Genomic DNA, 25,837 nt, shown 5'->3' with positions numbered 1-25,837 from the left:
AATCAGGACTCACCCAAGACGTGGGCGTGGCCAATCGTCGAGACGTGAACTGCGCTGCCGGCGGGCGGTGCATACATGCCGGAGCTGCGCACCATCAAGGACCGGCCTGACTGTTCGCCAGGCGTTGAAGACTGCAATTCCACGGTCAAGGTGCAGGTGTTGCCGCTGAAATCCCGGTCGGTCACTACAGCGCGACACCCGGGACCTTCGGCAGGGCTGGGCTGGATGCTGATCAGTTGCAGTTGCTCGGGGCGCAACATGATTTGCGCTGAATTGTTGTTCCTGTGGTTGTTGACCGGTATGCGGCCCAGATCGCAATGGGCCCATCCGGCTTCGATTCTGGCGGGCATGACCACGGCATCTCCGAGAAACAGCGCCGTCTGTTCATCGTCGGGATAACGGTAGAGGTCCAGCGGATGGCCTGACTGAACCAGGCGACCATCGCGCATGACGGCCAACTGATCGGCGAACGACAATGCTTCACTCTGGTCGTGGGTGACCAGAATGGTGGTCACGCCGGCATCGCTCAGCAATCGCGCAACCATTTTGCGCATGGCGCCGCGAAGGCCGGTATCGAGTGCCGAGAATGGCTCGTCGAGCAGCATTAGACGCGGCTGCTGCGCCAGGGCCCGTGCCAGCGCTACTCGCTGTTGTTGGCCGCCGGACAGTTCATGGGGCCAGCGATTGGCCATTTTTGCGTCCAGGGCCACGCTGTCCATCAATTCGGCGATACGTTGCTGTTTTGCCTCACCTTTGGTGGATAGCCCAAAACCGATGTTGGCGGCCACGGTCATGTGCGGAAACAGGGCGCCATCCTGGGGGACGTAACCAATCAAACGCTGATGCGCCGGGACTTCGTGGGTCTCATCGACCAATGTCTGGCCGTTCAGCGAGAGGCTGCCGGTGTCCGGGAACTCGAAGCCGGCGATCATCCGCAACAGCGTGGTTTTGCCCGAGCCAGAGGGTCCGACAATCACCGTTCGGCTGCCAGTCGGCACCGACAGACTGACGTTTTCCAAGGCCCGCTGGGAGCCGTAGAACTTGGAGATCGAGTGGAGTTCAAGAGCGTTCATCGGCCAGCCGTTCGTTTGGATTGGTGATAGAGGAGTCCGGTCAACGGGAGCGACAGCAGGATCATCAGCAGGGCGTAGGGCGCTGCGGCGACGTAGTCGATTTCACTGGTCAGCGCCCAGAAGCCGGTGGCCAGGGTGCGGGTGCCATTGGGCGCGAGCAACAGGGTCGCGGTCAGCTCGTTGGTGATCGCCAGAAACACCAGCGCTGCGCCGGCGGCTGCACCGGGGGCAGCCAGGCGCAGGGTGACCAGCCACAAGGCTTGCGCAGGCGAGCGGCCGAGACTGCGCGCTATGTTTTCCAGTTCTACAGGTGCTTGCGCGATTCCTGCGCGCAAACTGACCAGGGCGCGCGGCAAGAACATCAGCAGGTACGCCAGCAGGACCGTGATGGTGGTCTGGTAGATCGGTCGGGCGAAATGAATGGTCACAGTCACCAGGGCCAGCGCCACGACGATGCCAGGCAACGAGCTGGTGATGTAGTTGCAGCTTTCCAGCAGGCGTTGCAAACGACCCGGAGAACGAATCGACAGCCACGCAATCGGGATGGCCGCGCAAGTGGTGAGCACCGCGCCAGCGGCCCCCAGCAGCAGCGTTTGTTCAAGCGCGGGCATCAGCTGGGCCATGTCCCAGACCTCTGCGCCACCGGCTATCAGCCATTTGCCCAGCGTAATCAATGGAACACCCAGCGCCAGAAAGCAGGTGCTGATTTGCAGGGTCAGTGCGAGTACGGTCGATCCGGCGCCCAGGCGCACAACCCGTTGCTCACGCGCGCTGCCGGAGCCGACCCGGGCGTAACGCGCCGAGCCGCGAGCAGCCGATTCGGCAGTCAGCATCGCCAGGCAACACAGGGCGAGCACACTGGCCAGCATGTGCGCAGCGGGCCCGTTAAAGGTCGATTTGAATTGATCGAAGATCGCCGTGGTGAAGGTGTCGAAGCGGATCATCGCGTACAGGCCGTATTCGGCCAGCAGGTGCAGGCCCACCAGCAGGGCGCCGCCACAGATGGCCAGACGCAGCTGCGGCAGCACCACGCGGATAAAGATCGCCCAAGGCTTGAGCCCCATCGATTCGGCCACGTCTTCGATGGCCGGGTCGAGCCGCCGCAACGTTGCGGCGACAGGCAAGTACAGAAACGGGAAGTAGGCAATCACCGAGACCAGCACCCCGGCGAACAGCCCGTGTATCGGCGGCACCAGGCTGACCCATGCATAACTGTGCACGAAGGCCGGCACTGCCAGCGGGGCGGTCGCCAGTAACGACCAGGCACGTCGCCCCGGCAGGTTGGTGCGTTCCGTCAGCCAGGCCAGGGCCAGGCCAAGCGCAATGCACAGGGGAATCGTGATCACCACCAGCAACACGGTGTTGATCAGCAATTCGCCGACCCGTGGCCGAAACACCAACGGCACGAGCGTTGCCCAGCCGGTCTGGATCGAGACCCCGATGACAAAGGCAATCGGCATCAGTGCCAGCAGCGAAACCAGCACCGACAAACCGATGACCCACGCGCCACCGCGACCCGCGAAGAGGCCGCGGGAGCGTCTGCGCAGGTTGTCGGGAATCGCCGCGGGTACATTCGCGGGCAGTGTTTCAGGTATCAATTAGAGCAGCCCCGCTTGAGTCATCAGCTCCACGGCTTTTTTGCTGTCGAGTTTTGAAGCATCGACCGCTGGCGCATCGAGCTGTTGCAATGGCACCAGTTTTGGATTGGATTGCGCGTTTTTGCCTACGGCGTATTCAAACGAGTTGCCGGTTTTCAGGATGTTCTGGCCGTCTTTGCCCGTCACCCATTTCAGGAACGCTTGAGCCTGTTCCTTGTGCTGGCTGGAGGCCAGGACGCCGCCACCCGAAACGCTGACGAAGGCGCCCGGATCCTTGTGCTTGAAGTAGTGCAGGGCGGTGTTCTTGCTGTTCTCGCCCGTTTTGGCCTGGTCGCCGAAGCTGTAGTAGTGATAGATCACGCCGCTGTCGACCTGCCCGGCGTTGACCGCCTTGAGCACGGCGCTGTTGCCGCGGTAGGCGGTGAAATTGGTTTTCATCGCTTTGAGCCATTCAAGCGTAGCCGCTTCGCCCTTGAGTTCCAGCACTGCCGCGACGATAGCCTGGAAGTCGGCACCGGCGGGCGATGCTCCCCAGCGGCCTTTCCAGTTCGGGCCGGCAAGGTCCATCAGCGATTTTGGCAGCTCGGCTTCGGGCAGTTTGCTCGGGTTATAGACAAACACCGTGGAGCGCGCGGCGATGCCGACCCATTTGCCATGGGCCGGACGATAAGCTTCGCCGACCTGCTCGAGGGTGGCCGGTGCAACCGGTGCAAAAAGCCCTGCGTTGTCGACCAGCACCATCGCCGGGGAGTTTTCCGTCAGGAACACGTCGGCTGGGGACGCGGCGCCTTCCTGCACGATCTGATTACCCATCTCGGTATCGTCGCCATTGCGCACGGTAACCTTGATCCCGGTTTCCTTGGTAAAGCCGTCAATCCAGGCTTTGGTCAGGCTCTCGTGCTGAGCGTTATAAACCACGATGCCGTCGGTATCGGCGGCATACACGTGGGCGGCGCTGATCAGCGCGGTGGCCAATAATGCTTTTTTCAGAAACGCGGGGACTCGGGCGGTCATTCGGTAGCAGCTCCTGGTAATGGTCGTCATGCAAACGACTCGCGTGTGTATCAATGCGAATCATTTGCAATTTTTGAATGGCTGCGAATGTAGAGGGGCAAATGAGAAAAAAACGTTAAAAAAACCGTTAATACATGTCATTTCCATTCAGATTAGCAGCGCCGCTGACCATTGTCCGGTGAATTAGCTACTGAATGCCAGGGATATAGGCAACGCTTTGGTCCTCACGGGCATGAAACATACGTTCGCCGTTGGTGGGTGTGGTGGTGATGACCTGATGATCTGAACTCAGGTAGTTCAACGGTAACGCATCGCCATTGCGGAACTGCGCGATGACAATGGTGCGCTGCGGATCCCAGTGTTTGCCGCTGGTGCGGTCCAGCCAGGCCATCAGCGCCTCGGTATTGCCGTTGCGGGGAAAGTCCTGGTCTTCGCGCACGTAATAGAAGGGAGCGCCGCCGGTTTGCAAGTACATCGGCAGTTTGTTGTCCACCTCGATCATTACCATGTTCCATTTATCCAAAGGCGCACGTTTGCTGGCCTCAACCTTGACCGTTTCGGCGAATGCAATCACACCACCGCCACCGTTGGTCCACGGATAGACGACACCGACCACCAACACCAAAAACGCGGTGGCCACGCCGAAGCCGATTTTCAACTTGCGACTGAATCTGCCGGTCTCGTTGCGCTCAGCCATTCGGTGAGTGATCCACCACGCACCCAGCAACTGGGCGAAGGGCACCAAGGGCAATACGTAATAACTGCGTCGACTGCCACTGGCGGTGAAAAACAGCATCAACAGACCCAAGCCCCATACCAGCCAGCGGGTATTGGGTTCGATGCTGCGCCAATTGCGCAGCGCTACCCACAACCCCAGCAGCCAGCAAGGCGCCCACGGCAAGGTGTAGACCGGGAGGTAAATCAGGTAGGTGTAAATCGGTCCGATATTGTCGAACGGCTGGAAAAACCGTACGACGTTTTCGCGCAACACCAGGCCCAGGCCGCTTTCGCCATAAGTCGGTGCGCCATAGATATGCGACAACATGAACGGCGTCATGTAGAACGCCCCGGCGATGACCAAGGCTGCGCACATCCGCAGATTGAGGTGGCGTTTCCAGCGACCGTCCTGCACGACATGCGGCAATAACACCAGGCCCGGCAGAATGAACCCGATCAAGCCTTTGAGCAGTGAGGTCAGGGACAGCAACAGGAAAAAGCCCAGGTAGCGACTGAAACGCGTGTCATCCGGCCCGCGCCAATACCACCAGACTGCAGCCACGACACCGCACACGGTGAGGATGTCAGCCGTGGCGACGCGTGCCCAGAAGATGAAATAGAAGGTGGTCGCCAGCATCCAGCCGGCAATCAGGCCGGTGCCTTTGCGAAAGAGCTGCTCGCCGATCAAGTACACCAGCCAGACGGTGAGCCACGCGGCAATGACCGAGGTCAGGCGCAATGACCAGTGGTTCAAACCACCGATCAGCCATGCGGTCGCCGTGATCAGCCAGTAGGAGGGCAGTGGTTTGTCGTAATACGGACCGCCCTTGAGGTACGGATCGAAATAGTCACCGCTCTGCAGCATCTGCAACGCGATGTTGGCCCAACGGGTTTCAGCCCCCCACAACTCCCGACCGCCCAACCCCAGTAACAGCATCAGCGCGCACGCGCCCAGCAGGAGCGCCAATGCGCCCCTGTCACTTGCCCAAAACTTCATGAAGGGTTTCCTTTAGGTGAAGCGCTGATGTGGCGTTAGCTGGTCAAGGTTGGCTTTGCGGGAAGATCAGAATCTCCAGGTTGCCGCGTTGATAGCGTTTGCCATCGATGGGCAACAGTTCGACCTCTTGCACTTCCTGGACGCTGTTGACTCGCATCACTACACCGACCGCACCTTTCTTGCGAGCTTCGGTCATCCATTGCCCGACATTGTCCATCGTCACCTTGCGCGATGCCATGGCGGGGTCGTCGAGACCGTATTTCAGCTCGCCGATGGTGTTGAAGAGGTCGACCTGCGGCCGCTTGAGCCGCCAGGACAAGGCCGATGCGGCGCCCAGGTCATTACTGAGCAGGGAAGATGTCTGGCTTAACGCCTCCAGATGCTCGGCGATGAACTGGTCGGGCATCTTGCTATTGACGATCTGGGAAGGCATCGCTGCCGGTAGCAACGCCACCAGCAACCAGAGTCCAAGGGCCGGCATGGCCCAGAACAACAGGGGACGCAGAACTTGCAAGGCGTTGGCGATGATCCAGCCGATCAGGGCGAAGAACATCAGCGACAGACTGAACATCTCGGTGTTTGCGTAGATTTCTTTGGTGGCCTGCAGATACAGCAGTGCGATCAAGGCCACGGTAGCGATAACGACGTTGACCACGCCGTTGATGCGAATCAGCTTGCCTCGCTCCTGGTTCAGCATCTCCATGATCGCGTGCCCCATCAACAAGGCCAGAGGCAGGAGGCACGGCATGATGTAAGTCGGCAGTTTTCCGCTGCTGGTACTGAAGAAGGCCAGTGGCAGGAGCATCCAGAGCAGCAGGAAGCCAATCACCGGTTGACGCTTGTTTTTCCAGCCGTCAATCAGTGTATTGGGCAGCAGTACCGCCCAAGGCAAGCTCGAAGCAAGCAGCAGTGGCAGGTAAAACCACCATGGTCGAGCGTGCTGGGCATTTTCGGCGGAGAACCGACGGACGTGTTCGTTCCAGAAGAAGAACCGCCAGAAATCGGGTTCCTGATGGTGAATGGCGAGCACCCACGGCAGGCTCACCAGCGCCGCCACGACTACCGCCAGTGGACCGTAACGCAACAGTTCACCCAGTCGGCGCTGCCAGATCATGTAGGGCAGGGCGATCAACACTGGCAGCAGCCAGGCAAGAAAGCCTTTGGTCATGAAGCCCATGCCACAGGCAACGCCCAACAATGCCCAAGCCCCCAATTTACCCCGTGAAGACTGGCTATCGAGGGCGAACCACAAGGCTACAAGGCTCAAGTTGACCCAGAGCGTGAATTGCGGATCGAGGTTGGCGTACCCGGCTTGGCCCGCGATCAGGCCGAAACTCATGTAGAGCATTGCGCAGGCGAAACTCTTGCGCGGATCGTTCCAGAATCGCTGGGCAATCAAATACGCCAGCCAGATACTCAGTCCGGTGCTCACTGCCGAGGCAATACGCACGCCGAACAGGTTGTCGCCAAACACGGCCTGGCCGATGGCGATCATCCAGTAACCGGCGATGGGTTTTTCGAAGTAGCGAATGCCCATGAAATGCGGAGAAATCCAGTTGCCGCTGAGGAGCATTTCCTGGCTGATCTGGGCATAGCGGGTTTCGTCGGGGATCCACAGGCCGTGGGTCAGCATCGGTAACAGGTAAAACATCACGAATGCCAACAGCAAGCCGGGCAATAGCCAGCGGTCAACCGGAGTGGACGCACGGGAAATAGTGTTGGGCAGGGGATTACGAGACGTCATTTTTCGTCCTTGGCGCTATACGCGAGAGCGCAATTTAAAATTGAAAATAATCAAAAGCGTGAGGCTGCTGTAGTCGTTTCGGTCCGCTACTGGGCGCTGCTGCCTTGCAGCAAGGATTTCCAGTCATCGGCCTTCACGATCCCAAGTATTTTTAGTTCCCCTTTCTCGTCGATGTGGACGAGCAAGGAACTGCCATATTCGCTTGTTGCCGCATGAGGGTAGCCTGTCTGTGCTTCAAAATCGCTGATGCAGCCACTGTGAGTGACCAGCACCAGATTATGGTGAGCACGTTTATGGGCTACGACATCGTTACGCAAGGGTTTGCCACAACTGGCGAGCCAGTCCTGAGCGATCGCATCTTTGCTGAACATGGCATGCGCCGTTTGCGCCGTACGAGTGGCCGGGCTGCTTATCACATCGGTCTGCTCCATGCCCAGCCGCGTGAAACCTTGGCCCACCGCGATGGCGGCCTGGTTACCCACTTTGGTTATGCCATCCGCCGGGCCAAAGCACGGGTTACTGGAACGGTCACAACGCTCGGCATGACGAACCAGTGCAACGACTTCGCCGGCTTGCCATTGCCGCAACAATTGAGCTCGGTCTTCGGCGTTGGCACCGCCCAGATTGACTGGCGATCTTGACCAAAAGGCAAAGCCTGAAACCAATACAACCACTACGAGGGCTGCGCTGAGTGACGCCAGTTTTATAAACCGAGAAGTCATGAGTTCTTCGTTATCTAAGGTGGGAACGATGCGGCTAAAATTAAATCTGTCCAGGTAGCGGAGGAGTGAAACGAATGTGAAAAAATTGCAGACATATTGCCGGAGCGTTATTAATTAATTGTTGCAAACTGTTATCTCCTACGTTGTTAGCGATGGTCAGGTTGCCGCCGAGCGATAGAAAGGCTTGCTGGCGGCGGCCAGTTCAGGGTGTAGCAGGGCAACCCCGCGAGGGGCCTCTGGCCGCTTGGCTGATAAGCGCGGTCAGGTGTTTCACGTTGTTCTGATGGGCTACCACCAAATCATCGATGCTTGGGCCTGAAGGTGTCTGAAAGGTACTGCGGCATGTCACCAGTATGTTGTCGGTGTCGCCGGGATTGCGCAGGCGCCATTTAACGTCGATCAGCGCGTATTGGCCGGGTATCGAATCAAAGCGTTGAAAATCCACACGCAATGAGACTTTGTGCTGCAGATTGCTGTTGATCAGTTGATCCACCAGCGCGCTGCTCAATTCATCCGCCAGGCTCGCACCCCACCATTCGGTTTCAAGAATGACCAGCCCACTGCTGCCCTGACGGATAACGATCTGCGGGCGATCGACTTGCGGCGGCACGGTAATGCTTTCAATCACGACATCCGCAGCGTTGCCCCTGGCTGTTCCTCCTGGCTGTGCCGGAGTCAGGGTGTGAAAATGAATTGGATCACTGCGGCATCCGGCAAGCAGCAACAGCGCGGTGACCAAAGTGATTTTCAGCTTGAAAGCCATGGGTATTGCTCCTGTGGTCAGTTGCGCGGCGGCGCTTGCAGGTCCATCGGCGCGGCGTTTTTAGGGCGTCCGCGAATCAGCGATTCCGGGTGCCGCCCCAGGTAATCCGAGAGCTCACGCAAGGAGCGCGACATGCGTCCAAGTTCGTCCAGGGTCTGGGTCAACTGTTCTCGTTGCGGCGAATCCTCGGCCAAGGTCGAACTGGCTGATTGCAAGGTCTTGCTGACATCGGCCAGGGTTGTCTGCACCCCGGGCAGAGTCTTGGCATTGAACTGCGCCAGGCCTTTACGCAATTCGACGAGGTTGCTGTCCAGGTTGCCGGCGATGCGGTCCATCGGCAGTTTGTTGAGTTTGTCGACAATGGCTTCCAGTTTTCCCTGGAGTTCTTCAAGGCTGCCGGGAACGGTCGGAATGCTGACTGGACGAATGCTTGGATCGAATACGACTTTTTCAGCTTTCGGATAGAAATCCAGCGCGATGTACAACTGACCGGTCAACAGGTTGCCGCTGCGTGCCTGTGCGCGCAGACCGTTCTCGATAAAGGTGCCCATCAGCCGCACGCCACCTGCTTCGTCACTGGGGTCATGGTTGTAGGCTTTGAGCAATTTTGTGTGCGCCTTGCCCAAACGTTGCGGGTAGATCACGATGCCGACGTTGACCGGGAAGCTCTTTTTCTTCTCGTCGAAATCCAGATTGACTGAGACCACTTTGCCGATTTCCATCCCGAGGAATTCCACCGGCGCATCGACCTTCAAACCGCGCAGAGCCTGGTCGAAGCGCAGGGACAGGAACTGCGGCTTGCCATTGGGAGGGGCGAGGGCTGTCTGCTGGTCCTCGAACAATTCGTAGGTATATTCTTCAGGCGCGGGTTTGTCCTCGGGACTGTAATCGGGTGCGCGAAACGCGATGCCTCCCACCAGGATCGAAGACAACGACTCGGTCTTCACCGCAACACCATTGGCGCCGACGCTGACATCAAAGCCGCTGGCGTTCCAGAATCGGGTGTTTTCGGTGACATAGATGTCGTTGGGCGCGTGAACGAACACATCAATGTTCACGCCTTTGCCGTCAGGGTCCAGGCCGTAGGCGACGACCTGGCCCACCGGTATTTTGCGGTAGTACACCGGGGAGCCGATATCCAGTGAACCGAGGTCTTCGGTGTGCAAGGTGAAACGCTTGCCTGGCTCGCCATACGTAATGGCGGGCGGGTTTTCAATGCCCTTGAAATGCTTCGAGCGGGCGTTGGCCTGGCCAATGTCGGCACCAATGTAATCACCCGAGAACAATGTATCGATACCTGACACGCCACCGGCTCCGATGCGCGGACGCACCACCCAGAACTTCGAGTCTTCGCGGGTAAAACTCTCCGCCTGTTTGGCCAGCTTGATCGTTGCGTTGACAGATTTCTGATCGTTGCTCAATTCCACGTCCGAGACATGGCCGATCACCACGTTGCGGTATTTGACTTCGGTCTTGTTGGCGGTCAGGCCATCACCGGTCTTGAAGGTGACGGTGATGGTCGGGCCTTCCTGCATCAGGCTGTGGACCACCAGGGAAATCCCTACCAGTACCGCAACGATGGGCACGATCCAGACCAGTGAAACGCTGAAACGACGAGTTTTTACAGGGGCTTGCCCGGGGGCTTGCGGCCCGTCAGTGGCTTGCGACTTCATCCATGTCCTCCTCGTTCTGGGGTATGTCCGACCGCTCGTTATCCCAGATCAGTCGAGGGTCGAAACTCATCGCCGACAGCATGGTGAACACCACCACCAGGCCAAAAAACAGAATGCCCGGGCGCGGCTCGATATCGGCCAGGGCTTGGAACTTGACCAGTGAAGCCACCAGCGCCACCACAATGACGTCGAGCATTGACCAATAACCGATGACCTCGACGAATCGGTACAGTTTTGAGCGCTCCTTGCGCGCCCAGTCGCTGTCGCGATGCACCGTGACCAGCAGCAGTGTCAGGGCGACGAACTTGATGCCCGGCACCGCAATGCTCGCGATGAAGATGATCAGGGCGATGTCCCAGGCGCCGGCTTCCCAGAACTCCAGCACACCGCTCATGATCGTACTGTCGGCGCCATTGCCGACCATCTTGGTGTTCATTACCGGTAACAGGTTGGCCGGCACGTAAAACGCCAGGGCCGTGAACATGTAGGCCCAGGTCCGGGTCAGCGTGTTGGTTTTGCGCCGGTGCAGTGGCGCGCCGCAACGCTCGCATTCGTGGGGCTCATGGGTCATGTCGCAGGCCATGCCGCAGCTGTGACAAAGGCACAGGTTGAGTTCGCTGGCGACCGGGGGCGTTTTCATAAGACGTCCCACAGCTCACGGATATCGCGACCGGCAATGCGGATCATCATCAGGCTGAGTATGGCGAGGGCAAACAGGCCGATGCCGGGCAGCACATCGAGCAACCCGGCCAGCTTGATGACCGCCACCATCGCGCCCAGCAGACACACTTCCAGCATGCTCCAGGGCCTGAGGGATTCCAGCCAGCGCATGCAAAACCTGAAACCCGGCGAGCGCCGGGAGGCGAGGGCGTAGCTGAGCACCCAGATCAGCAGCACCAGTTGAAAAATCGGCGCGATGATCATCGCAATCGCCGCCACCAGGGCGATGAAGGTGATGGGACCAAGGCTCAGCGCCAGCACCGAATCCCAGAGGGTTGCGCTGTTTTTCAGGCCCTTGAGGCTGATGCTCATGACCGGGTAGAAATTGGCGAAAATCCACAGCATCAGCGCGGTCAAGGTCAGCGCCAGGCGCTGCTCCACCGTCAAGCCGTTGTAACGCTGGAGCACACCGCCGCAGCGTATGCACAGGGTTTTTTGATGTTTGGCGAGCGTGACTTTTTCGTACACACAGTCGCAGTGCTCGCAGATGATCAGGTGGTTTGTCGTAGCCATAGACTGCATTCGCCAGGACACAGGAAAGTCAGAGCACCCCCTCAATATAGAAGTGCCTAGCGATAGAGCAAATCGAAAGTCTGTTCAGGGAAAAGGAATGATCGTTCCCACGCTCTGCGTGGGAATGCAGCCCGGGACGCTCTGCGTCCCAAAAGCGGGCGCAGAGCGCCCGATGAGGCATTCCCACGCAGAGCGTGGGAACGATCATGATCTTCAGCCGAGCAATTCGCGCAGGCGATACCAGAACATGCCAAGCGCCAGCAGTGGTGAACGCAGCATCGGCCCACCGGGAAAAGTCATGTGCGGTATGGCGCTGAACACGTCGAAGCCCTGGCTGTGTCCGGCATGGATGGCTTCGCCCAACAGCTTCGCGCACCAGTGGGTCACGTTCAGCCCATGCCCGGAATATCCCTGGGCATAGAACACGTTCGGGTGCAGTTTCAAGCGCCCGACCTGCGGGAAGCGATTGGCCGAGATACCGATCTTGCCGCCCCATTGGTAATCAATGCGCACATCGGCCAGTTGCGGAAAAACCTTGAGCATCTGCGGGCGCATGTAGGCGGTGATGTCCGCTGGGTCGCGCCCGGAATAATGGCAGGCGCCGCCGAACAGCAAGCGTCGATCCGCCGAGAGCCGGTAGTAGTCGAGCCCGACTTTCTGGTCGCACAACGCCAGATTCTGCGGGATCAACTGCGCCGCCACCTCGGGCGTCAACGGCTCAGTGGCAATGATGTAGCTGCCCGCCGGGAGCACCTTGCCGCTGAGTGTCGGTTCGAGGTCTTCAAGGTGCGCGTTGCACGCCAGCACCAGGCTGCCGGCGCGTACCGTGCCAGCGGCGCAACGAACCTGCACAGTGCTGCCATGAATCACCTCCAGCACCGGGCTCTGCTCGAAGATCTGCACACCCAGCGATTGCGCCAGCCGTGCTTCGCCAAGCACCAGGTTGAGTGGATGCAAATGGCCGGAACCCATGTCGACCAGCCCGCCGGCATAGACACCGGAATTCACCACCTGCTGACGGATCTGTTCCGGGCCGACCAACCGGGTTTCGTGAACGTAACCCGACTCGATCAATCCGGCCTGTTCCGCTTTGAAGGCGGCGAACTGCGCCGGGGTGTTGGCCAGCTCGCAAAAACCCCAGCGCAAGTCGCAATCGATATCGTGATCACGAATGCGCTTGCCCACCACTTCCACCGACTCGACGCCCGCACGCTCAAGATAACGCACGCCTTCTTCTCCGACATAACGACTGAAACCACTGACGTCATGCCCGATGCCGCGAATCAATTGTCCGCCGTTGCGCCCACTGGCGCCCCAGCCGATGCGCCGGCCTTCCAGCACAATCACCGAGAGCCCGCGCTGAGCCAGCTCGATGGCGGTGTTGATCCCGGTAAAACCGCCGCCGATCACGCAGACATCGGCGAACAGATCCTCGGTCAACGCAGGGAAGGGCGTCAGGTGATGCGCCGTCGCGGCGTAATAGGACTGTGCGTGTTCGTTGTTCATTTGTTGGACTTCACTTTGCTCCAGGAACGGGTCATCAAACGCATGATCGCCTGGGGCGGGGTGGTCGAAATGTAGAGCTTGTCGAGGACAGCCTGCGGTGGATACACCTCAGGGTTGTTCACCAACTCAGCGTCCATGAACGCCTTCGCGGACGGGTTGGGGTTGGCGTAGCCGACCGAGGCACTGACCTTGGCAATCACTGGCGGGTCCAGCAGGTAGTTGATGAAGGCATGGGCTTGTTTCGGATTGCTGGCATCGGCCGGAATCGCCAGCAGGTCAAACCACAAATTACTGCCTTCCTTTGGAATGGCATAGGCGATGTTCACGCCGTTCTTGGCTTCCTTGGCGCGGTTGGCCGCCTGGAACACATCACCCGAATAACCGAAGGCTACGCAGATGTCGCCGTTGGCCAGGTCCGACACGTACTTGGACGAATGGAAATAGGTGACGTAAGGCCGGATGCTCAGCAGCTTGGCTTCAGCTTTTTTGTAGTCTTCGGGGTTCTCGCTACGCGGGTCCATGCCCATGTAATTGAGGATCGCCGGGAACACTTCATCGGCCGAATCCATCATCGACACACCGCACTGGCTGAGTTTCTTGATGTTTTCCGGTTCGAACAGCACGGCCCAGGAGTCGATGTGGTCGACGCCCAGCACTTGCTTGATCTTGTCGACGTTGTAGCCGATGCCGTTGGTGCCCCACAGGTACGGCACGGAATGCTCGTTACCCGGATCGTTTTTCTCCAGCAGCGCGAGCAGTTTCGGGTCCAGGTTCTTGAAGTTGGGCAGCTGCGTGCGATCCAGCTTGAGGAACGCACCGGCCTTCACCTGGCGCGCGAGGAAGTGGTTGGACGGCACCACCACGTCATACCCGGTGCGGCCGGCGAGCAGTTTGCCCTCCAGGGTTTCGTTGGAATCGAATACGTCGTAGATCACTTTGATGCCGGTTTTGGCCTGGAAGTCGACCAGGGTGGTGTCGCCGATGTAATCGGTCCAGTTGTAGACGCTGACGGTTGGCTGGGCCTGCGCAACCGCGCTGAACAACAAGGTCAGCGCGACCGGAACCATGGATTTCAATAGACGCATTCGACACCTCTTTGAGTTTTTGAATTTTTCAGGCGTTTGATCGTTCCCACGCTCCGCGTGGGAATGCCTCAAGGGACGCTCCGCGTTCCACTGGGACGCAGAGCGTCCCGGGCTGCATTCCCACGCAGAGCGTTGGAACGATCATGGTGGGGTTAGACGCTGAACAGCAGGAACTCACGCTCCCAGGAGCTGATCACGCGCTTGAAGTTTTCGTGCTCGGCACGCTTGACCGCGACGTAACCCCTGACGAATTTGCTGCCCAGGTAACGCTCGATGGTTTCGCTTTCTTCCATCTGCGTCAGCGCGTCTTCGATGGTGATCGGCAAGCGCAGGTTGCGCCGTTCGTAGGCTCTACCCTGGACCGCCGCGCTCGGTTCAATGCCTTCGACCATGCCGATGTACCCACACAGCAGGCTGGCGGCAATCGCCAGATATGGGTTGGCATCCGCGCCCGGCAATCGGTTCTCGACACGCATGGCTTCGGGGCTTGAAGTCGGCACACGCAGGCCGACGGTGCGGTTCTCTTCGCCCCATTCGACGTTCACCGGCGCCGAAGTGTCCGGAAGGAAGCGGCGGAACGAGTTCACGTTCGGCGCAAACATCGGCAGCACTTTGGGGATGTATTTTTGCAGTCCGCCAATGTGGTGCAGAAACAGTTCGCTCATGTTGCCGTCGGCATCGACGAAGATCGGCTGGCCCGTGGCAATGTCGACCACACTCTGGTGAATGTGCATGGCGCTGCCGGGTTCATCGCCAATCGGTTTGGCCATGAACGTCGCCGCGACGTTGTGCTTGAGCGCCGCCTCACGCATGGTCCGCTTGAACACGGTGATCTGGTCGGCCAGGTCCAGCGCGTTGCCATGACGGAAGTTGATTTCCATCTGCGCCGGGCCGTCTTCGTGGATCAGCGTGTCGAGGTCCAGGCCTTGCAGTTCGCACCAGTCGTAGACGTCTTCGAACAGTGGATCGAATTCGTTGGCGGCATCGATGGAAAACGACTGACGACCACTTTCAGCGCGCCCCGAACGGCCCATCGGTGCCTTGAGCGGCAAGTCCGGGTCTTCGCAGCGCTGGGTCAGGTAGAACTCCATTTCCGGCGCGACAATCGGCCGCCAGCCTTTGTCGGTGTACAGCTGCAACACTTTCTTCAACACGTTGCGTGGCGAAAGTTCGATCGGGTTGCCGAACTTGTCGAAGGTGTCGTGGATCACGATTGCCGTCGGTTCGATGGCCCATGGAATCACGTACACCGCGTCCGCGTCCGGCTTGCAGACCATGTCGATGTCCGCCGGGTCCAGCAGGTCGTAGTAGATGTCGTCGTCGACAAAGTCCCCGGTTACCGTTTGCAACAGCACACTTTCCGGCAGGCGCATGCCTCGCTCATGCAGGAACTTGTTGGTGGGTGCGATTTTGCCGCGTGCAATGCCGGTCAAGTCACTGACCACACACTCGACTTCGGTAATCTTGTGATCTTTCAGCCACGTGAACAGCTGATCGAAGGGGACATTCATAAAGACCTCGTTATTGGTTTTATTAACGTCGGGGAGGGTGGTTTCATCCACCACACACTTCCCCTGTGACGCGTTGACGACTATCTTGGGCGAGCCTTGTCGTTCCATCTATCCACTTTAAGCAGCACCAAAACGCACCAAACGAGTGCGTAAGGTCATCCCATGTCAGCGTCCAGTCCGTTACAGGTTCAAGCGTTCAATACCGATGATGTCGCCGCGCAAATCCGTGCCACACCGGGTTGGGTGCAGCACTATCAACAGATGTCACCGGGGCATTTCGCCGGGCGTGTGCGCTACCTGGACCTGCAAGGCGTGGAGATTTACGAAGAACAGATGAACACCCGGGTCGAGCAGAACTTCAGTGCGCCGCAGGGGGCGTTGGCGTTTTGTTTCGATCGCAGCGACAACGCGCTGTACGTGTTGAATGGCGAAAGCCGCAATATCTGGATCACCCCGGAGAACTACCAGGAAATCGCCGTGGTGTTCGGCCCCGAGTTCGTCCAGCGCCACGGTTTGAACGTTGCGCGGCTGGAAGGCTTGTTCATGTCGCCGCTCAACTGCGGGCAGAACGCCTTGTTCAGCCGCTGGTTGAGCGGCACCTTGACCCGGCTGGCAGAGACGCTCGATCCACCGAGCAAGGAAGCGCTGACCCAGCAGTTGCTGGAGGATTGCCTCTACATCCTCGATAACGCCTGTTTGTGCCTGGACCGCGGTGGCCTGCAGCGGCGCACCGAAGAGCGCGCGATCATGAAACGCATCGGGGAGTGGGCGGCTGATTCACCGGAAGAAACCCTCAACCTGCTGGAGCTGTCCCAGGTTGCCGGGGTTTCCCTGCGGCAATTGCAGCATGCATTCAAGGCCTTCACCGCCATGACCCCGACCCATTGGCTGCGCCTGCGCCGACTCAACAGCGCACACCGCGAATTGCTCGCCCGAACACCGAATGAGACCACCGTCGCCGAAGTGGCGATGAACTGGTCGTTCTGGCATTTGGGACGGTTTTCCAGCAGTTACCGGGCGCTGTTCAAGGAACTGCCGAGCGAAACGCTGAAGCGCGCGGCGCCAAAAAGAAGCCCGGTATAAGGTCGGCACTGCTTGGCGTCCAGTCAGGTCACTGGCGCCGGTTTCGCCAGCTCAATACCCGCCGCTCCCAAGCGCTTGAGAATTTCAAACAACAGATCGCTTTTGGTCGTGCCAACGATTCTCGGGCTGCTGACGTAACCGGTGACCGTCAATGTGATGCCGTCGGGACTCAGTTTGCTGAAGCGCACAAACGGCGCCGGTTTCTCAAGGATGGTTTCGTGTTCTTGATAGGTGTCGTATAGCAGGTCTTTCACTTGTTCGGGGTCAATGTCCAGCGGGAACACCAGTTCGAGTGTCGCGACCCCCTGGGCACTGCCGCCGAGGGTGACGTTGCGCAGGTTCTGCGAAATCAGTTGCGAGTTGGGGACGATGACGATCGAGCGGTCACTGAGTTGTATTTCGGTGGCCCTGACGTTGATGCGCCGGATGTCGCCTTCGACGCCGCTGATGCTGATCAGGTCGCCCACCTTGACCGGCCGCTCGGTCAGGAGAATCAGGCCGGAGACGAAATTCTTGACGATTTCCTGCAAGCCGAAACCGATGCCCACCGACAATGCGCTGACGATCCACGCCAGATTGGTCCATTTGATGCCCACTGATGAGAGGGTCATCAGAATCACCAGGGCGTAGCCGATGTTGGAAAACAGTGTGCTCAGCGAGGCGCACATGCCGGGGTCCATGTCGGTCTTGGGCAGGAACTCGTTATCCAGCCATCGGCGCAGTGAGCGGATCAGGTAGATACCGATCGACAGGGCCAACACGGCTTTCAACAGGTGGTCGGGGATGATGTTCAGTTTGCGTAAACCGTCGCCACCGAGGATGGCGAACATTTGGGTGAACAGTTGCCCAAGTGTGGTCCCGACCCCGCCCACAAACAGTGAAATCACCGCCAATAGAATTAACGTGGCACGCCCCACGCCGGACAAAATGACCGAGACTTGCTCAAGGCGCACATCGCCGATCCCGAGCAATTGCTTGAACGCCTTGCCGCTGGGGCTCTTGGGAGAAAACAGGTACTCACAGCTGTCTCTGAACACCTGCGTCAGCAAGTAGAACCCGCACAGGATGATGAATCCCCAGACCAGTTGATAGGTGATGAACCTTGCCAGGGAGACATAGCCAATCAGCAGCGCAAGCAGCGCCACCACAATTACAACGGCGACGAATGAGTAAATCAGGCCGGCCAGGGTGGTGCTCGATTCGGGCGCCTCACCACTGTTCACCACGGCTCTTCGGACTTGGCTGGCACGGCGAAACAAGGCACCGACAATCAATGTGACCACGAGCGAAATCAGTCCCCGGCCAAAGAGGATGGCCGGTGCGCTCATGCCGGTGACATTGGTGATTTGTGCCAGGCCCACCAGAATCAGCAGCGTGACAGACAGCAGCCTGGGGTATGGCTGGATCGCCAGCGCAACCGGGTCGGCGATGGCGGGCAGGCGCCAGGACGGATGTCGGGTCGACAGCAGTGCCCTGCTCAAACCGGTGATCAGGACGCAGACATAGATGACTTTTTCGAATTCATCGGCAAAGCTCTGCATCATGGGCGACAGAGGCAGTCCTCGCGTGAGCGCATAAAACAGCAATTGCATCGCACCAGCGGTGGTCAACAGCGTGGCCACGACAGAAGCCAGCGCGAGCGAACTTCGGCGCAAACGACCTTCCGGCATTCGATGAATGCACATCCAGGTCAGCCCGCGATCGGCGATTCTTCGGCCCCAGGACCAAATGGCCGCCGCCAGCAAAACCAGGGTGACGCCAGACAGCCGATTGCCGGGCTGCCAGGCAGCCTGGAGCGCACTGCTGGCCTGCTGGATGAATTCTGCAAAGCGCTGGCGGTCCTCCGGCAGCGGATTGAACAACGGTGCCCAGAACCCTGGCGAGAGGATACTGCCGCTGCGCAGCGTGACTTCGGTTTCCAGAAGGCTGCGTCGAATGCCGGCAATTTGAATGATCAGGTCAGCAGCGTTGGCTCTAAGCGCCGCCAGGGTTTTCAAATTTAAATCGACTTTGGTCTTTTGCTCGGACAGATAGGCTCTTTGCGTCGCAATGTCCGATTTTTCTGGCGTGATATCGTCCTGCGACACCGGGCCCAGCACATCAAGTTGGGCTTGTAGCTGCTTCTGTTCGGGCAGCAGCGAAGACTGCAGGGTGTCCACATCCTTTATAAACAACTGCACCGTGTCCTGCAGGCCGACCATCTGCGTGAGGTTATTGGCCTGCGAAATCTGCTGTTTGATCCGGTCGAGGCGAGCTTGTAGCGCTTGCAGATCACTCTGGGAGACGGCAACGGATGAAGTGCCTGAAACAGCCGATGACGGCGGCAGCTCGGCGGCCGACAGCACCGTGGCAATCGGTCCAAGCAGCGTGAGCACGACGAAAATCACTGACTTCAATGCCTTGCGCATAGGAGTGCCCGGCTCTGTTGTTGGTCGCTTAACCTATGAGGTTAGGCCATCACGCAAAAACGATTGAAAAGAATCATGGACAGGCGTCCTCGGGGCCATTGCGCGTGAGGGACGAACAGTGTGTGATCTACACTCCTTTTTGCTCAATAAGTCGGTGATCTGTCTTGAGCTGCCAAACCACCCGGTGTACTTGCAGGGTAACGGACTGCGTTGGAGGTCTATATGAATAAGGTGTGGTTTATCAGTCTGTGCGCTGTATTGGCCGTCACATGCCCCCAGGCCTGGGCCGAAACCGTCGTGCCGATGAAGGGGCAGGACTCGCAAGAAACCCAGCTCGATATCGACGATTGCCATGACGTGGCGCTCAGTCAGAGCCCGACGCCGCCGCCCTCGGGCACCGTTGCGCCGGAGACCCACGGGCGTCAGCATGATGAGTTTTATGAAGGCGATCAGGACGAAGCGAAGATGGCCTATGTCAATTGCCTGCAGGCGAGGGGTTATCAGGTCAATCCTTGAGTTTTTTCCCGCCGCGCCTCGAGCAGATGAACCATCAGGCTGGCATACAGCGTCACGAGCAGGAACAACCCCATGCGCACGGCAAACGCCGTGTACACGTCCTTGCCGGCGACGCTGTCCTGCACTGACTGGCCCAACAGGATAATCAGCGTGATCAGGGTATTGAGCCAGAACCCGGGGGTAAACCGCGTCGGGCTCAGGGCATACAGTTTGCGCGCCAGCACCAGGCCGAACAGCAGCATCCATAGAAAGAACATCCAAAGGTGCACAAACAGACTCAGGGCGCTCCAGAACAGGATCGCCAGCAGGCCCGCACACAAGGTTGAACCTATGAGTTCACGGCCGGCGTTGCGGGCGTTAGTCGTGGAGCTTTGCTGACCGAGGCTGACGGCCTTGAGGATGATGGGCAAGTAACCTGCCGGGTCGATCAGCGCCATGAGGAACGCCGGTAGCACGATCAGGGTGGCGCGTAACGCAACCCGACTGACTTCTTCGTCAGGCAGGGGCGCGGCGGGCAGCGGCGAGGGGGCATTGGGCGGGTCCGGGAATAATCCGTGACTGATCGCCACGACCAACACCGCAAGGAGCAAGCCCTTGACCAGAGCCCCGATGACCATCGCCGCCAGGTCGAATTCGGCAACGCCTGCCGAGGAGATCATGGTCAGGCCGATCACCAGAAAGGTCACGATCAGCGGATTGCCGCCGCGCAGGCCAAAACGAAAGACCAGGAACAGACTCACACCGATCACCAGCACCCCGGTGACGGGGTAGTAACGCAGTATCGGAATCAATAGCAGGCCAACACTGGTGGTCAGCATCGCGACCAAGGCGAGCACCACGGCCGCCTTCAACGGCAGCGGCCGATTGACCGACGCCAGCAGGATCAGGCACAACACCGGCGCCAAAAAAGGAATCGGCAAGGCCAGGCCGAAACTGGCGGCCAGGCACAGCGCAGTGCCCGTGGCCAGGCGCAGCGCGCGTTGTTCGCGCGGCGTGCGCTTAATAGGCATAGCTCAGCCAGCTCATGAACCCCACGAACAACCGGCCAAGCGGGTTCAACGGATTGCCCTCGGTGGGAAAGGCCATGACTTCCGCCTGCCCGCCGGCACGGATGGCTCGGTTGTCGCGCAGCGTGGCGAGTGAATCCGGGGAGAACTGGATGATCACCGGAAAGCGCTGTGCCGGCCGCAACCAGTCGCGGCTGTTTTGCACGCTGGGCAACGTCCCCGGCTGGGTTGGCTGCCCGACGCTGACGCCGTAGCCGATACTGCGTACCTGGCCTTCGAAAATTTCACCCGGCAGCGCGTCCAGCACGATGGCGACCGGCGTATCGGGCTTGATCAGGCCCAGGTTGTTTTCGGTCATGTCCGCGCTGATCCATACATCGTGGATGGCAATCAAGGTCATGACCGGGCTGCCGGCCGCAGCGAATTGTCCGGCGTCGGTGCGCAGGTCGGTGATCAATCCGGCCGAGCGCGCACGGATCTGCGTGTTGGACAAATCCAGTTCGGCTTTCGACAGCGCCGTGGCAGCGCTGCGCAGCAGGGCGTTGGTTTCCTCGCTGCCGCCTTCCTGCTCGCGCGCACGCTGGACTTCGGCACGGGCGGCGGCAACCTGGCTGACGGCCTGTTCGCGGTTGGCGCGGGACACTTCAAGCACGCGTACGGAAATGGTGCCGGGGTCTTCGCGATACAAGCCTTCAAGACGCTGATTGTCTTGCCTGGCCTTGAGTTCGTTGGCCTGGGCGGCACGCAAATTGGCCTGTGCCGAAGCAATGCCGGCGGTGCTGGCGCCTACCTGTCGCCGTGTCGACTCCAGGTCTGCGCGAGCCCGGTCGACGGCAATCTGGTACGGCTGTGGATCGACTTCGAAGAGCACATCACCGGCCTTGACGTCCTGATTGTTGCGCACGTTGACGCGGATCACCCGCCCGGCGACTTCAGACGCGACCGGAATGACGAAGGCTCCCACCCGCGCCTGTTGCGTGTAGGGCGTGAAGCGGTCGGCCAACAGGTACCACGTCAGGCTCAGGACAATCAGCAACAACACCCATTTGATGCCTTTTTTCGCCGGATCAGGCGCGGGCGTTTCGGGAACGGTCTGCGCGGCTTCGCTCATGGTTGTTTTACCTTGTCGGGCAGAGGGGAGGCGGCTTCGTGCAACAGGTCGCCCCAATCGGTGCGTTGTTCCATCTGCTGGCGGGTGGCCGGATCTGTGATTGGCTGGGCGCTGTACCAACCGCCGCCCAGGGATTTGTAGAGGGCAATCAGATTGCTCACGGCGTTGCTGCGAGCGACCAGGTAGTTGTCCTGCTGGTCGAGCAGCGCGCGTTGCGCGTCGAGGACCCGCTGGAAATCCGAATAACCTTCGCGGTATTGGATGCTCGCGAGCACCAGCGAGCGCTTGGCCGTCACTTCGGCTTGGCCGAGGATTTGCTCGCGTTCCAGCGACTTGATCACCCCATAGGCGGCATCGTCTGCCTCCCGCGCGGCTTGACGGACTTTGTCGCGATAGGCCTCGATCAGCTGCTGCAAGCGTGCATCCTGAACGCGCACGTTGTTGCTGATCCTGCCGTAATCGAACACGTTCCAGCGCAGACTGGGGCCGCCGATCAAGTCCAGGCTCCTGGACGTCCCGTTGAGCGTATCGGCCGACCAGACGATGCTGCCCAGCAAGGTCAGCGATGGATAAAAGTCGCTTTCGGCCACACCGATCAGCGCCGACTGTGCGGCGACGTTCAGCTCGGCGGCGCGCACGTCGGGCCGACGCAGCAGCAGATTGGCCGGTACGTCCTGCAGAACGGCGCGGTCGACCAGCGGGATCAAGCCTGGATTCTCCGCCAGTTGCGGCAAGGCACCGGGCGGTTGACCGAGCAATACGGACAAGGCGTTGCGGGTTCGCTGAATCTGATCTTCGAGCGTCGGCACGGTGCTGAGGGTGCCCAGGTATTGGGTCTTGGCCTGTTGCAGGTCCAGCTCGGCACTCTGGCCACTTTTGAACAGTTTTTCGGTGATGTCGACGTTGCGCAGTTGCTGTTTGGCGTTCTCCCGGGCGACGCGCAGCCGCGCCTCTGAGGTGCGCAACGAAAAATAGCTGTCCGCAACCTGGGCGCGCAGCAACACGAGCACGTCTTCATAGTTGGCTTGTGCGGCAAAATAGCTGGCATCCGATGACTCGATGGCTCGACTGAAGCGCCCCCAGAAATCCAGCTCCCAGCCAATGTCGAACCCGGCACTGTATTGCCAGAAATGACTGTCCTGCGGATTGTTGCCGCCCGATTGTCGGCGGTTGACGTACAAACTGTCGGCGCTGACTTGTTGCAGCTGCGGGTACAAGGTGCTTTGCGCGATGCCCAGTTGGGCGCGCGCTTCGATCACCCGCAGGCCGGCGATTTTCAGGTCCGAGTTGTGGGCATCGGCCTCAGCGATCAGACGATCCAGGACCGGGTCATTGAAGACGCTCCACCATTGGCGCAAGTCCGGCGTCAGTGCGCGCTGGCTGGCGTGGGCAAGGGCAGGGGTGTCCCAGTGTTTGATCCACGCCTCTGCAGGGGACTGGAAGTCCGGTCCCAGCCGCACGCAGCCGCTCAGCCCCACAAAACCCAGCAATATGAGGTGGCCCGGTCTCATCAGCAGGGATCGACGTGGAGGCATTCCATAGGTTCCAGCCAGGGACGATCACTGGAGCATAGCCGCCCAATCGGGCCATCGGCTGCCAAGCTTTTCAAGCACCCTCGAACCTTCGGCGATCACTGAACGGCACGACGATAAAAAGCAGCCTCCTAGGTCATGTTGAATACAGGAAGCTCTAAGGCGAAATAATCCCGTGATCGATGGCGTATTTGACCAGGGCCGCAGGCTTGTCGATGTTGAGTTTGCGCCGGATGCTCAGGCGGTGGGTTTCCACCGTGCGCACGCTGATGTCCAGTTCACGGGCCATTTCCTTGTTGTTCAGGCCCTGGGCCATTTTGTACAGCACCTGGCTCTCGCGCGGCGTCAGCTCGTTGTCGGTGCTTTTATCGGCAATCAGCCGCTGGGCGATTTCGGCGCTGTAGAACGTACCGCCGCTGGCAATGGCTTCAATCGCGGCAATGATTTCCCGCGACGGTGAGTTCTTCAGCACATAGCCGCTGGCGCCGGCACGAACGGATTCACTCACGTATTCATAATTGTCGTACATGCTCAGCACCAGCACTTTGAGCGACGGGTACTGACTGCGTAACAGGCGTGTCAGCTCGAGCCCGTTCATGTCGCGCAGGCTGATGTCGACCAGCAACAGGTCTGGCTGGCAACGTCCGACCATCTCGATGGCATCGGCGCCACTTTCGGCTTCGCCCACCACCTCCAGCGGCGCCATGACCGCGAGCAGGGCTTTGATGCCGTCGCGGACCAGGGCGTGATCGTCGACCAGGGCGACGCGGATCGGGCAGGGCAGGTTCATTGCGGTCATTCACTCTTGTTGTAGTGGTGTATGTCAGCGGTTTGAGCCGGGCGCTTTCATTGGCAGCAGCACGTCCAGCTCACTTCTTCCGGGTATCGATACCAGGTCGAAACGCCCGCCAAAATGTTCGACGCGCTCACGGATATTACGCAAACCGATGCCCGCGTGGCGACGCTCGACCTGAGCCACGTTGAAACCGACGCCGTCATCGACCACCGTCAGCCGCACGGATTCCGGTGACCCGTGCAGGGTAATGGAAACGTGTTTAGCCTGGGCGTGGCGTTCGATATTGGTCAGGCCTTCTTGCACGATCCGAAACAGCGAAACCGCCGCGCCATCGACCAGATCACAGTCGAATTCGTTATCGTCGTAGGTCACTTTCAGACCGCTGCGTTGCTCGAACTCCGTGGCGAGTTGGCCGATGGCGGCCGGCAGGCCCAGGGTGTCGAGCAACGAGGAACGCAAATCGTGAGAGAGGCTGCGAACCTCGCCAATCGCATCCCCGAGGCGCTGCGTGGCCTCTTTGAGTGTGTTCAACCCTTTGTCCTGTGCCGGGCCGTTCTCCAGCAGCAGGCTGGCCAGCTCGAACTGAAACTTGATGGAGACGAGCAACTGACTGATGCCGTCGTGCAGTTCACGGGACACCCGTGATCGCTCTTCCTCCTGCAGGCTGACGATCCGTTGGGTCAGGCGCTGAAGCTTTTTGTCCGCCAGCCGATGTTCACTGACGTTCAGCGTCATGCCGCTGGCAAAGACAAACAGCACCGCGACAAGGGCGACGACGGCAATCGCTAGCATGGTTTTGCGGATGCCCTGGGCCACTTCGTCGCGGGCTTGCTGGGTGGCGCGTTCAACGTCCTCAAGGTAGATGCCGGTGCCGAGCATCCAGCCCCAGCGATCCAGCATCACCACGTAGGCTAGCTTGTCGGTCACCTGGCCGGAGGAGGGTTTTTTCCAGGCATAGCGCTGAAAGCCTTCGCCTGATTGCGCACTTTTGAGCAACGCCTGGATCACCGGCAAACCGTGCGGATCCTTCATGTCCCACAGGTATTTGCCCACCAGATCCGACTGGCGAGCGTGCATCAGGCTGCGGCCTTCGCGGTCGTAGACGAAGAAGTAACCATTGATGCCGAAGCTGAGCTTGCGTAATTCTTCCAGCACTTGTTGCTGGGCGTGTTCGTCACCGTGGCCGTCGTCGTACAGCGGCGCGATCAGGCTTTGCGCCATTTCCACGTAGTTTTTAAGTTCGGCCCGCTTGCTCGCCAGAATGCTGTCTTCGATCAGTTGCGCCTGTTGGTCGCCGAGTTGGCGGTTCAGGGAAATCACCAGCGCGCAGATCACCGCAATCGCCAGGACCAGCGGCAGAATCCCGAGCGCGACGATTTTGTGTTTGAGCTGCATCTTGGCTCCTGACCGGGCGGAGGGTAGGCGAAGGCCGGCATCATATGCCAAAGATACGCGCGTCCTGTAGCGCGGCAGGACGGAATGACCTGCGGCTTTAGTGTTAGCCAACTGGAATACAAAACCCTGTGGGAGCGAGCCTGCTCGCGATAGCGGTATGTCAGATGACATTGATGGTGAATGTCAGTCCACTATCGCGAGCAGGCTCACTCCTACAGGGGATCTGCGCTGTCTACGTAGAACTACGTAGACGCCGCGTACGTAGTAACGCGGATTTATTTGTAGACGACATGCGCAGATATTGGGCCAGCTCCGCACCGCGGACACAATTATAAAAATTACCGCCGCAGTCA

Annotated in this window: 21 protein-coding genes; 2 read left to right on the top strand and 19 right to left on the bottom strand. The window is 59.4% G+C overall.

Translation table 11 applies throughout. The annotated features are described in order from the left end of the window. Positions 1-2: 2 nt before the first annotated feature. From HNR03_RS17570 to HNR03_RS17510, 13 genes are all read right to left on the bottom strand, one after another. Positions 3-1,073 carry an ABC transporter ATP-binding protein gene (locus tag HNR03_RS17570; protein ID WP_259154857.1) on the bottom strand — a complete coding sequence of 357 codons (1,071 nt, stop codon included), beginning with the start codon at positions 1,071-1,073 and terminating at the stop codon, positions 3-5. Next, the gene (locus HNR03_RS17565) at positions 1,070-2,668 is read right to left on the bottom strand and encodes an iron ABC transporter permease (protein ID WP_259155168.1); all 1,599 of its coding nucleotides are present in this window, start codon (positions 2,666-2,668) and stop codon (positions 1,070-1,072) included. The genes HNR03_RS17570 and HNR03_RS17565 overlap by 4 nt, the downstream gene beginning before the upstream one ends. Before the next feature lie 3 nt (positions 2,669-2,671). Then, positions 2,672-3,685: an iron ABC transporter substrate-binding protein gene (locus tag HNR03_RS17560; protein WP_222586550.1), complete on the bottom strand. Its 1,014-nt coding sequence runs from the start codon at positions 3,683-3,685 to the stop codon at positions 2,672-2,674. 187 nt (positions 3,686-3,872) lie between these two features. Continuing rightward, positions 3,873-5,399: a glycosyltransferase family 39 protein gene (locus tag HNR03_RS17555; RefSeq protein WP_259154856.1), complete on the bottom strand. Its 1,527-nt coding sequence runs from the start codon at positions 5,397-5,399 to the stop codon at positions 3,873-3,875. Between the two features lie 43 nt (positions 5,400-5,442). Beyond that, the gene (gene arnT, locus HNR03_RS17550; protein ID WP_259154855.1) at positions 5,443-7,143 is read right to left on the bottom strand and encodes a lipid IV(A) 4-amino-4-deoxy-L-arabinosyltransferase; all 1,701 of its coding nucleotides are present in this window, start codon (positions 7,141-7,143) and stop codon (positions 5,443-5,445) included. Between the two features lie 86 nt (positions 7,144-7,229). Further along, positions 7,230-7,865 carry a histidine phosphatase family protein gene (locus HNR03_RS17545; protein WP_259154854.1) on the bottom strand — a complete coding sequence of 212 codons (636 nt, stop codon included), beginning with the start codon at positions 7,863-7,865 and terminating at the stop codon, positions 7,230-7,232. 202 nt (positions 7,866-8,067) lie between these two features. After that, positions 8,068-8,628 (bottom strand): membrane integrity-associated transporter subunit PqiC, encoded by a 561-nt coding sequence (locus HNR03_RS17540; RefSeq protein WP_259154853.1) that lies wholly within the window; start codon positions 8,626-8,628, stop codon positions 8,068-8,070. A gap of 17 nt (positions 8,629-8,645) precedes the next feature. Beyond that, a complete protein-coding gene (locus HNR03_RS17535; protein WP_259154852.1) occupies positions 8,646-10,301 on the bottom strand; it encodes an intermembrane transport protein PqiB in 1,656 nt (551 codons plus the stop codon). Next, the gene (locus HNR03_RS17530) at positions 10,282-10,941 is read right to left on the bottom strand and encodes a paraquat-inducible protein A (RefSeq protein WP_259154851.1); all 660 of its coding nucleotides are present in this window, start codon (positions 10,939-10,941) and stop codon (positions 10,282-10,284) included. Before HNR03_RS17530 ends, HNR03_RS17535 begins: the two co-directional genes overlap by 20 nt. Further along, positions 10,938-11,534, bottom strand: coding sequence for a paraquat-inducible protein A (locus tag HNR03_RS17525; RefSeq protein ID WP_259154850.1), 597 nt, complete (start codon positions 11,532-11,534; stop codon positions 10,938-10,940). Before HNR03_RS17525 ends, HNR03_RS17530 begins: the two co-directional genes overlap by 4 nt. Before the next feature lie 213 nt (positions 11,535-11,747). Further along, entirely contained in the window at positions 11,748-13,040 is a 1,293-nt protein-coding gene (locus tag HNR03_RS17520) for an FAD-binding oxidoreductase (protein WP_259154849.1), read from the bottom strand. Continuing rightward, entirely contained in the window at positions 13,037-14,125 is a 1,089-nt protein-coding gene (locus HNR03_RS17515) for a polyamine ABC transporter substrate-binding protein (protein ID WP_259154848.1), read from the bottom strand. Before HNR03_RS17515 ends, HNR03_RS17520 begins: the two co-directional genes overlap by 4 nt. A gap of 152 nt (positions 14,126-14,277) precedes the next feature. Continuing rightward, positions 14,278-15,636 (bottom strand): glutamine synthetase family protein, encoded by a 1,359-nt coding sequence (locus HNR03_RS17510; protein ID WP_259154847.1) that lies wholly within the window; start codon positions 15,634-15,636, stop codon positions 14,278-14,280. Positions 15,637-15,798: 162 nt separating this feature from the next. Between HNR03_RS17510 and HNR03_RS17505 the strand changes: the two genes are divergently transcribed. Further along, positions 15,799-16,719, top strand: a complete 921-nt coding sequence (locus HNR03_RS17505) for a helix-turn-helix domain-containing protein (protein WP_259154846.1) — start codon at positions 15,799-15,801, stop codon at positions 16,717-16,719. A gap of 23 nt (positions 16,720-16,742) precedes the next feature. Here the strand turns inward: HNR03_RS17505 and HNR03_RS17500 are convergent, their stop codons facing one another. Beyond that, complete coding sequence (locus tag HNR03_RS17500) at positions 16,743-19,127, bottom strand: DUF3772 domain-containing protein (RefSeq protein ID WP_259154845.1); 2,385 nt, start codon at positions 19,125-19,127, stop codon at positions 16,743-16,745. Between the two features lie 222 nt (positions 19,128-19,349). On the opposite strand from HNR03_RS17500, the gene HNR03_RS17495 reads away from it, so the two are divergent. Further along, positions 19,350-19,643 carry a hypothetical protein gene (locus HNR03_RS17495; protein WP_259154844.1) on the top strand — a complete coding sequence of 98 codons (294 nt, stop codon included), beginning with the start codon at positions 19,350-19,352 and terminating at the stop codon, positions 19,641-19,643. Here the strand turns inward: HNR03_RS17495 and HNR03_RS17490 are convergent. The 5 genes from HNR03_RS17490 to HNR03_RS17470 all read right to left on the bottom strand — a co-directional run bounded on the left by HNR03_RS17490 (position 19,628) and on the right by HNR03_RS17470 (position 25,484). Further along, positions 19,628-20,653, bottom strand: coding sequence for a DUF2955 domain-containing protein (locus HNR03_RS17490; RefSeq protein ID WP_259154843.1), 1,026 nt, complete (start codon positions 20,651-20,653; stop codon positions 19,628-19,630). The genes HNR03_RS17495 and HNR03_RS17490 overlap by 16 nt on opposite strands. Continuing rightward, complete coding sequence (locus HNR03_RS17485) at positions 20,643-21,761, bottom strand: HlyD family secretion protein (protein ID WP_259154842.1); 1,119 nt, start codon at positions 21,759-21,761, stop codon at positions 20,643-20,645. Before HNR03_RS17485 ends, HNR03_RS17490 begins: the two co-directional genes overlap by 11 nt. After that, positions 21,758-23,296 carry an efflux transporter outer membrane subunit gene (locus HNR03_RS17480; RefSeq protein ID WP_259154841.1) on the bottom strand — a complete coding sequence of 513 codons (1,539 nt, stop codon included), beginning with the start codon at positions 23,294-23,296 and terminating at the stop codon, positions 21,758-21,760. Before HNR03_RS17480 ends, HNR03_RS17485 begins: the two co-directional genes overlap by 4 nt. Positions 23,297-23,450: 154 nt before the next feature. Further along, a complete protein-coding gene (locus HNR03_RS17475; RefSeq protein WP_090183693.1) occupies positions 23,451-24,083 on the bottom strand; it encodes a response regulator transcription factor in 633 nt (210 codons plus the stop codon). Between the two features lie 33 nt (positions 24,084-24,116). Next, on the bottom strand, positions 24,117-25,484 hold the full coding sequence (locus HNR03_RS17470) for a cache domain-containing protein (protein WP_259154840.1): 1,368 nt from the start codon (positions 25,482-25,484) through the stop codon (positions 24,117-24,119). Positions 25,485-25,837 lie beyond the last annotated feature (353 nt).

The organism is Pseudomonas sp. JAI111 (assembly GCF_024809425.1).
Classification (GTDB): Bacteria; Pseudomonadota; Gammaproteobacteria; order Pseudomonadales; family Pseudomonadaceae; genus Aquipseudomonas.
The sequence above is the reverse complement of the archived record's forward strand: the minus strand, read 5'-3'. Positions and strand labels throughout refer to the sequence as shown.

Bases quoted from the DNA above. Each gene is read 5' to 3' on its own strand.
- HNR03_RS17500 (WP_259154845.1), bottom strand. From the start codon at position 19,127: ATGCGCAAGGCATTGAAGTCAGTGATTTTCGTCGTGCTCACGCTGCTT.
- HNR03_RS17470 (WP_259154840.1), bottom strand. From the start codon at position 25,484: ATGCAGCTCAAACACAAAATCGTCGCGCTCGGGATTCTGCCGCTGGTC.
- HNR03_RS17510 (WP_259154847.1), bottom strand. From the start codon at position 15,636: ATGAATGTCCCCTTCGATCAGCTGTTCACGTGGCTGAAAGATCACAAG.
- HNR03_RS17570 (WP_259154857.1), bottom strand. From the start codon at position 1,073: ATGAACGCTCTTGAACTCCACTCGATCTCCAAGTTCTACGGCTCCCAG.
- HNR03_RS17480 (WP_259154841.1), bottom strand. From the start codon at position 23,296: ATGCCTCCACGTCGATCCCTGCTGATGAGACCGGGCCACCTCATATTG.
- HNR03_RS17535 (WP_259154852.1), bottom strand. From the start codon at position 10,301: ATGAAGTCGCAAGCCACTGACGGGCCGCAAGCCCCCGGGCAAGCCCCT.
- HNR03_RS17495 (WP_259154844.1), top strand. From the start codon at position 19,350: ATGAATAAGGTGTGGTTTATCAGTCTGTGCGCTGTATTGGCCGTCACA.
- arnT (WP_259154855.1), bottom strand. From the start codon at position 7,143: ATGACGTCTCGTAATCCCCTGCCCAACACTATTTCCCGTGCGTCCACT.
- HNR03_RS17530 (WP_259154851.1), bottom strand. From the start codon at position 10,941: ATGAAAACGCCCCCGGTCGCCAGCGAACTCAACCTGTGCCTTTGTCAC.
- HNR03_RS17485 (WP_259154842.1), bottom strand. From the start codon at position 21,761: ATGAGCGAAGCCGCGCAGACCGTTCCCGAAACGCCCGCGCCTGATCCG.
- HNR03_RS17545 (WP_259154854.1), bottom strand. From the start codon at position 7,865: ATGACTTCTCGGTTTATAAAACTGGCGTCACTCAGCGCAGCCCTCGTA.
- HNR03_RS17515 (WP_259154848.1), bottom strand. From the start codon at position 14,125: ATGCGTCTATTGAAATCCATGGTTCCGGTCGCGCTGACCTTGTTGTTC.
- HNR03_RS17505 (WP_259154846.1), top strand. From the start codon at position 15,799: ATGTCAGCGTCCAGTCCGTTACAGGTTCAAGCGTTCAATACCGATGAT.
- HNR03_RS17540 (WP_259154853.1), bottom strand. From the start codon at position 8,628: ATGGCTTTCAAGCTGAAAATCACTTTGGTCACCGCGCTGTTGCTGCTT.
- HNR03_RS17520 (WP_259154849.1), bottom strand. From the start codon at position 13,040: ATGAACAACGAACACGCACAGTCCTATTACGCCGCGACGGCGCATCAC.
- HNR03_RS17490 (WP_259154843.1), bottom strand. From the start codon at position 20,653: ATGCCTATTAAGCGCACGCCGCGCGAACAACGCGCGCTGCGCCTGGCC.
- HNR03_RS17555 (WP_259154856.1), bottom strand. From the start codon at position 5,399: ATGAAGTTTTGGGCAAGTGACAGGGGCGCATTGGCGCTCCTGCTGGGC.
- HNR03_RS17475 (WP_090183693.1), bottom strand. From the start codon at position 24,083: ATGAACCTGCCCTGCCCGATCCGCGTCGCCCTGGTCGACGATCACGCC.
- HNR03_RS17560 (WP_222586550.1), bottom strand. From the start codon at position 3,685: ATGACCGCCCGAGTCCCCGCGTTTCTGAAAAAAGCATTATTGGCCACC.
- HNR03_RS17525 (WP_259154850.1), bottom strand. From the start codon at position 11,534: ATGGCTACGACAAACCACCTGATCATCTGCGAGCACTGCGACTGTGTG.